Source organism: Halomonas sp. KM-1 (genome assembly GCF_000246875.1).
GTDB lineage: Bacteria > Pseudomonadota > Gammaproteobacteria > Pseudomonadales > Halomonadaceae > Halomonas > Halomonas aerodenitrificans.
Genome location: NZ_BAEU01000104.1, coordinates 1 through 6,555, shown reverse-complemented (window position 1 = coordinate 6,555; position 6,555 = coordinate 1). Strand labels below are relative to the sequence as shown.

Below are 6,555 nucleotides of genomic sequence, written 5' to 3'. Positions count from 1 at the left end.
ATATCGCGAGAGATTGCGCTCACGCAGGGTGCGGGCACGCTCCACGTCGCGCCCCAGCCGGCTCAAGCTGGCGTTCAGCTCACGCACCCGCGCCTCGGCCGCGGCGAACGCCGGCGCCATGGCCGGGTTGTGCAGCGTGGCCAGCGGCTCCCCCTGCTCGACCCGCTGCCCCCGCACCACGTGGCGCTCGCGCAGTACGCCGCCATGCAGAAAGGCCGGGGCCGCACGCTCACTGGCTCGCACCACGCCGGGAAAGCGGTATCTCACCTCGTCCGGCACCAGTTGCACCGCTTCACTGCGTACGCTGGGCAGCGGCTCCTCGATACGCTCGACCTGCGCCGGTGCCGCGTCGCAGCCCGCCAGCAGAACTGCCGTCAGCATCAGCGAAGCCGCAAGGCTTGTACGCACCACCCTCCCCATCGCTCTTCCCTCCATCGAACGGTATTGCCTTCACACCGGGTCGTCATCGAACCGGGTTGCCATCGAGCGGTGATCGGCCCACCCATGAACTGGCCGACCGGTCAGTTATTCACGCAAAAAAACGCTCACTCTCGTGGCGTTACGCCTTCCATGAAAATCTTCAGGAAATCTTCCAGGAACGCCTCATCGGAGCCCATTCCCGGCCAGTGCTGGTGATGGCACTTGGCCTCGAACCACTGGGTACAGGTCATCACGAAGACGGCGATGACATGCGTGGGATTGATGTCGGCCCGCAGCAGGCCGCGCAGTTGGGCCTGACGCACCCACTCGGCCCCTGCCCCGACGAGCTGGCTGTCGAGCTCGCTGCAGTGGTTGTCCCCTTCCAGATGGGTCCAGGCGAACAGACGCACCACGCCGGGGTTTTCGCGCAGAAAATGGAAGTAGGCTTCCACCGAGCGGCGCAGCAGCGCGGCATCCGGCTCGCCGGCCTCCTCCAGCATCGCCATCTGGGCGGTGAAGTAGCGCTCGAAGGCGCGATCCTTGACCGCCTCCCACAGCTGCTCCTTGCTGCCGAAGTGGTGGTGGATCAGGCTCTTGGTCACCTCGGCTGCACGCGCCAGCTCGCTCAACTTGACGGCGGAAAAGCCCTGCTCGACGAACAAAGCTTCCGCCGCCTCGAGGATGCGGGCGCGGGTCAGTTCGGGATCGCGGATCTGAGTTCTTCGATTCATGCGCCGAAGATAACGCTAACTGGCCGGCCGGTCAATTAGCTGGAAATGCACCGACACGTAAAAGCGTCATCCGTGCGCCAGGATGAAGACACTACAATATGTAGGGTATAATCCCCGCCCATTTGCGACCCACTCAACCCGAGAGCGCCCATGACCGCCACCTCAGGCAAGGTGATCGTCGGCATGTCCGGCGGCGTCGACTCCTCCGTTTCCGCCCTGCTGCTGCTGGAGCAGGGTTATCAGGTCGAAGGCCTGTTTATGAAGAACTGGGACGAGGACGACGGCACCGAGTACTGTACCGCCAAGGCCGACCTGGCGGACGCCCAGGCCGTGTGCGAAAAGCTCGGCATCAAGCTGCATACGGCCAACTTTGCCGCCGAGTACTGGGACAACGTCTTCGAGCACTTCCTGGCCGAATACAAGGCCGGACGCACGCCGAACCCGGACATCCTGTGCAACCGCGAGATCAAGTTCAAGGTGTTCCTCGAGTACGCCGAGATGCTCGGCGCCGAGAAGATCGCCACCGGCCACTATGTTCGTGGCGGTGTGCGCCGCGGTCGGCCGCGGCTGCTCAAGGGCATCGACCCCAACAAGGACCAAAGCTACTTCCTGCACGCCGTGCCGGAGGCCGCCATCGCCCGCACGCTGTTCCCGGTGGGCGAACTGGAGAAGCCCGAGGTACGCGCCATTGCCGAGCGCCACGGCCTGGCCACCGCACGCAAGAAGGATTCCACCGGTATCTGCTTCATCGGCGAGCGGCGTTTCCGCGACTTCCTGCAGCAGTACCTGCCGGCCCAGCCGGGCGTGATCGAGACGCCCGAGGGCGAAGTCATCGGCGAGCACATGGGGCTGATGTACTACACCCTGGGCCAGCGCCAGGGGCTCGGCATCGGCGGGCTGGCCAACCACCCCGAGGCGCCCTGGTACGTGGCAGGCAAGGATCTCGAACGCAACGTGCTGGTCGCGGTGCAGGGCAAGCACCATCCGCTGCTGTATACCGATTCGCTGGCCACCGAGGCGATGGACTGGGTAGCCGGCGAGCCCCCCGCCGCCGAGGGCCGCCTTACCGCCAAGACCCGCTACCGCCAGAGCGACGTGCCGTGCCACATGCGCACGCTCCCGGATGGCGGCGTCGAGGTGCGCTTCATCGATCCCCAGCGTGCCGTCACGCCCGGTCAGTCGCTGGTGCTCTACGACGGCGACATCTGTCTGGGCGGCGGCGTGATTCGCGACATCTGGAATGCCGAGGAGACCGGCGCATGAACACCACTCCCATTCATCGCGCTCCCGACACCCCCGCCGCGCGCCAGGCGCTGGCACTGGCCGGCGTGTTCCAGGCCGCCAGTCTGGTCGACGAGCTGGCCCGCACCGGACAGGTCGAGCCGCGCCCCTGGGAAACCCTGATTCGCGCTACGCTGGACACCGACCCGGAAAGCTTCGAGGCGATCTACGGCGGTCACCCCAACAACCTGCGCCGCGGGCTCGAGGTGCTCGAAGCCGTGGTCGGGCGCCGTCAGGCCAATCCGGTGGTGCTGCGCTACGGCTTCTCGCTACTGCTGCTGATGAGCAAGCTGCGCAGCGACAACGCCATGATGAGCACCCTCGGCCAGCACCTCAGCCGTATCCAGGGCCAGGCCGAGCACTTCGGCGCCACCCACGAGAACGTCGTCGCCAGCCTCGGTGAGGCCTATCAGGAGACGCTCTCGACCCTGAAGACCCGCATCGTGGTACAGGGCGACCCCTCGATGCTGCAAAGCCGCATGATGCCCGAACGGGTACGCGCCATTTTGCTCGCCGGCATCCGCTTCGCCCTGCTCTGGCACCAGCAGGGCGGCCGCCGCTGGAGGCTCGTACTCCAGCGCGGCGCCCTCAAGAACGCCCTGGACCAGCTGAGCTGACCCCTTTTCCTACACGTACCGGACCATGACCATGCAAGCCGCTTCCCTGCCCCTCACCGCTCTTACCGCCCTCTCTCCCGTCGACGGCCGCTACGGCAACAAGGCCGAGAGCCTGCGTGAACACTTCAGCGAGTTCGGCCTGATCCGCGCCCGCGTGATCGTCGAGATTCGTTGGCTGCAGCGCCTCGCCGAGCAGGGCGGTATCGTCGAGGTACCGCCGCTCTCAGCCGAGGCCACCGCCTTTCTCGAAGCCATGATTCGCGACTTCTCGCTGGCCGACGCCGAGCGCATCAAGGAGATCGAGCGCACCACCAACCACGACGTCAAGGCGGTGGAGTACTTCATCAAGGAGAAGATCGTCGAGCAGCCGGAGCTGCACGCCATCACCGAGTTCGTGCACTTCGCCTGCACCAGCGAGGACATCAACAATCTCTCCTACGGCGTGATGCTTGCCGACGGCCTGAAGACACTGCTGCCGGTGATGCAACGGGTCGCCGACGAGATCGCCAAGCTGGCCCATGCGCACGCCGCCCTGCCGATGCTCTCGCGCACCCATGGCCAGACGGCCAGCCCCACCACCCTGGGCAAGGAGATGGCCAACGTCGCCTATCGCCTGCGTCGCCAGCTCGCCCAGATCGAGAACGTCGAGATCCTCGGCAAGATCAACGGTGCGGTGGGCAACTACAACGCTCACCTGGCCACCTATCCGGACGTGGACTGGGAGGCCAACGCGCGCACTTTCGTCGAGGGCCTGGGGCTGACCTTCAACCCCTACACCACCCAGATCGAACCCCACGACTACATCGCCGAGCTGTTCGACGCCGTGTGCCGCTTCAACACCGTGCTGATCGACTTCGACCGCGACGTGTGGGGCTACATTTCATTGGGCTACTTCAAGCAGAAGACCGTCGAGGGCGAGATCGGCTCCTCGACCATGCCGCACAAGGTCAACCCCATCGACTTCGAGAACTCCGAGGGCAACCTGGGCCTGGCCAATGCGGTGCTCGGCCATCTGGCGCAGAAGCTGCCCATCTCCCGTTGGCAGCGCGACCTCACCGACTCCACCGTGCTGCGAAACCTGGGCGTCGGCCTGGCTTACGGCCTGATCGCCTATGAAGCGGCGCTCAAGGGCATCGGCAAGCTCGAGGCCAACCCGGCGCGCCTGGCCGAGGATCTCGACGCCAGTTGGGAGGTGCTCGCCGAGCCGATCCAGACGGTGATGCGTCGCTACGGCATCGAGAAGCCCTACGAAAAGCTCAAGGAGCTGACCCGCGGCAAGCGCATCGACCAGGCCGGCTTTGCCGCCTTCATCGACACGCTGGAACTGCCGGCCGAGGTGAAGACCGAGCTCAAGGCGCTGACGCCAGCCAGCTACATCGGCAACGCCGAGGCCCAGGCCCGCCGGCTGTGAGCCGGCCGGCAACGCACCAGGAGGCGCCATGGTCAAGCTGACCAAGATCTACACCCGTACCGGCGACAAGGGCGACACCGGCCTCGGCGACGGCACCCGCGTGGCCAAGCACGACCTGCGCGTGGAAGCCTTCGGCACGGTGGATGAGACCAACGCCACCCTCGGCCTGGCCCAGCTCCACGCCGAAGGCGAGCTCGCCGAGGTGCTGAGCCGGGTGCAGAACGACCTGTTCGACGTCGGCGCCGATCTGTGCACGCCGGAGCAGGAGAATCCGCCGTACCCGCCGTTGCGGGTCACGGCTGGCCAGGTCGAGTATCTGGAAGCGCGCATCGACGCCTACAACGCCGAGCTCGCCACCCTGCGCTCGTTCATCCTGCCGGGCGGTACGCCGCTTGCCGCCCACCTGCACCTGGCCCGCACCGTGACCCGCCGCGCCGAGCGTGCGGTCACGGCGCTGATGACGGAGCAGCCGGTCAATCCCGAGGTGCTGCGCTACCTCAACCGCCTCTCCGATCTGCTGTTCGTCCTCGCGCGGCGGGCCAACGGCAACGGCGAGCGCGATGTGCTGTGGGTGCCCGGCGCCAACCGCTGAGCCTCACACAACGCAATACGCTACCATGACGTTTTTATACCGCAGGGCCCCCACGCCCTGCGGCTCTTCGTGCCATCTGCCGGATAGCGAGACACCATGCCAAGCGACGCCCCTCTCAGCCTGCTGGGCGGCCTCACCGCCGCCGAGTTCCTGCGCGATTACTGGCAGCGCAAGCCGCTGCTGATCCGCGGTGCCTTTGTCGACTTCGAAAGCCCCCTGGACCCCGACGAACTGGCCGGGCTCGCCTGCGAAGAGGGCGTCGAGGCCCGGCTGGTGGAAGAGGATGGTCCCGACGGCCCATGGCAGGTCAGCCACGGTCCCTTCGAGGAGGCCGTGTTCGGCGAGCTTCCCGAGCGCAACTGGACCCTTCTGGTGCAAGCGGTGGATCACTACGTGCCTGAAGTGGCCGAACTGCTCGAGCACTTCGACTTCCTGCCGCGCTGGCGACTCGACGACATCATGATCAGCTACGCCCCGCCGGGCGGCAGCGTCGGTCCCCACGTCGACCAGTATGATGTATTTCTGCTCCAGGGCCTGGGTCGGCGACGCTGGCAGCTGGGCGGCAGGGTGCCCGACGACGCGCCGATCATCTCCGGCATCGACCTGCGCATTCTCGAGAGCTTCACGGTGGAACCGGGCGACGACTGGGTGCTGGAGCCCGGCGACATGCTCTATCTGCCGCCGGGCTGGGCGCACCACGGCGTCAGCCAGTCCGACGACTGCATGACCTACTCGGTAGGCTTTCGCGCGCCCTCGGCGGACGAGGCGGTCACCTCCTTCGCCGACTTCATCGGCGAAGGGCTGCCGCCCTCGCTGCGCTACGCCGATGCCGGCATGACCCCACCCTCCGACCCGGCGGAGCTCGACGATGCCGCACTCGAGCGCATGCGCCGGCTGATCCTCGCCACCCTGGACGATCCGCGCCAGCTAGCCCAATGGTTCGGCCGGGTAATGACCCAGCCCAAGTACGTCGACCAACTGGTACCCAGCGACACCCCGACGGACGTCGATGAACTTGTCGCTCTACTACAGGAAGGCGAGGAGCTGCTACGAAGTCCCGGCTCACGCTTCGCCTGGCGCGCCCTGGATGACGACACCGCCACCCTGTTCGCCGACGGCGACGGCATCGCCTGTGCGCTGCCGCTGGCACGCGCCGTGGCCAGCGACGAGCCCCTGAATGCGGAACTGCTGGCCCATGAGGGCGCCGCCGAGCTACTCGCCGCCCTGTACGATGCCGGCAGCCTGACCTGGGCCGAGGAAGAGTGAAAGCAAGCGGAAAGTGAAAGCAAGCGGAAAAGGAGTGCTAACGTGAAGGAGCGGATCGAGATTCGCGAAGGCAGTTGGGTCGAGCTTGGCGATGTCGCCGGCGAAATCCGTCGTATCGTATTCATCGAGGAGCAGCAGGTGCCCCGCGAAGAGGAGTGGGACGGGCGCGACGACGAGTGCCGCCACTTCCTCGCGCTGCACGACGCCTCGCCGTTGGGCACCGCCCGGCTGCTGCCC

At 66.5% G+C, this 6,555-nt stretch carries 6 protein-coding genes and 2 pseudogenes; 6 read left to right on the top strand and 2 right to left on the bottom strand.

Annotated elements, in window-relative coordinates; all coding sequences use genetic code 11:
- Together B8115_RS10770 and B8115_RS10765 are read right to left on the bottom strand one after the other, a co-directional pair.
- Positions 1-408 (bottom strand): annotated as a pseudogene (locus B8115_RS10770) (hypothetical protein); the annotation flags it as partial.
- Between the two features lie 137 nt (positions 409-545).
- On the bottom strand, positions 546-1,151 hold the full coding sequence (locus B8115_RS10765) for a TetR/AcrR family transcriptional regulator (RefSeq protein WP_010627807.1): 606 nt from the start codon (positions 1,149-1,151) through the stop codon (positions 546-548).
- Between the two features lie 150 nt (positions 1,152-1,301).
- Between B8115_RS10765 and mnmA the strand changes: the two genes are divergently transcribed.
- The 6 genes and pseudogenes from mnmA to B8115_RS10735 form a co-directional block, all read left to right on the top strand.
- On the top strand, positions 1,302-2,414 hold the full coding sequence (mnmA, locus tag B8115_RS10760) for a tRNA 2-thiouridine(34) synthase MnmA (RefSeq protein ID WP_010627806.1): 1,113 nt from the start codon (positions 1,302-1,304) through the stop codon (positions 2,412-2,414).
- The gene (gene hflD / locus B8115_RS10755) at positions 2,411-3,049 is read left to right on the top strand and encodes a high frequency lysogenization protein HflD (protein WP_010627805.1); all 639 of its coding nucleotides are present in this window, start codon (positions 2,411-2,413) and stop codon (positions 3,047-3,049) included. The genes mnmA and hflD overlap by 4 nt, the downstream gene beginning before the upstream one ends.
- A 46-nt stretch (positions 3,050-3,095) precedes the next feature.
- On the top strand, positions 3,096-4,460 hold the full coding sequence (purB, locus tag B8115_RS10750; RefSeq protein WP_026038045.1) for an adenylosuccinate lyase: 1,365 nt from the start codon (positions 3,096-3,098) through the stop codon (positions 4,458-4,460).
- Between the two features lie 28 nt (positions 4,461-4,488).
- A complete protein-coding gene (locus B8115_RS10745; protein WP_010627803.1) occupies positions 4,489-5,052 on the top strand; it encodes a cob(I)yrinic acid a,c-diamide adenosyltransferase in 564 nt (187 codons plus the stop codon).
- Positions 5,053-5,148: 96 nt separating this feature from the next.
- Positions 5,149-6,318 (top strand): cupin domain-containing protein, encoded by a 1,170-nt coding sequence (locus B8115_RS10740; RefSeq protein WP_010627802.1) that lies wholly within the window; start codon positions 5,149-5,151, stop codon positions 6,316-6,318.
- A gap of 42 nt (positions 6,319-6,360) precedes the next feature.
- Positions 6,361-6,555: pseudogene (locus B8115_RS10735) on the top strand (GNAT family N-acetyltransferase); the annotation flags it as partial.

Excerpts from the sequence above, each read along its gene's own strand:
- mnmA (WP_010627806.1), top strand. The coding sequence starts at position 1,302 with ATGACCGCCACCTCAGGCAAGGTGATCGTCGGCATGTCCGGCGGCGTC.
- hflD (WP_010627805.1), top strand. The coding sequence starts at position 2,411 with ATGAACACCACTCCCATTCATCGCGCTCCCGACACCCCCGCCGCGCGC.
- B8115_RS10745 (WP_010627803.1), top strand. The coding sequence starts at position 4,489 with ATGGTCAAGCTGACCAAGATCTACACCCGTACCGGCGACAAGGGCGAC.
- B8115_RS10740 (WP_010627802.1), top strand. The coding sequence starts at position 5,149 with ATGCCAAGCGACGCCCCTCTCAGCCTGCTGGGCGGCCTCACCGCCGCC.
- B8115_RS10765 (WP_010627807.1), bottom strand. The coding sequence starts at position 1,151 with ATGAATCGAAGAACTCAGATCCGCGATCCCGAACTGACCCGCGCCCGC.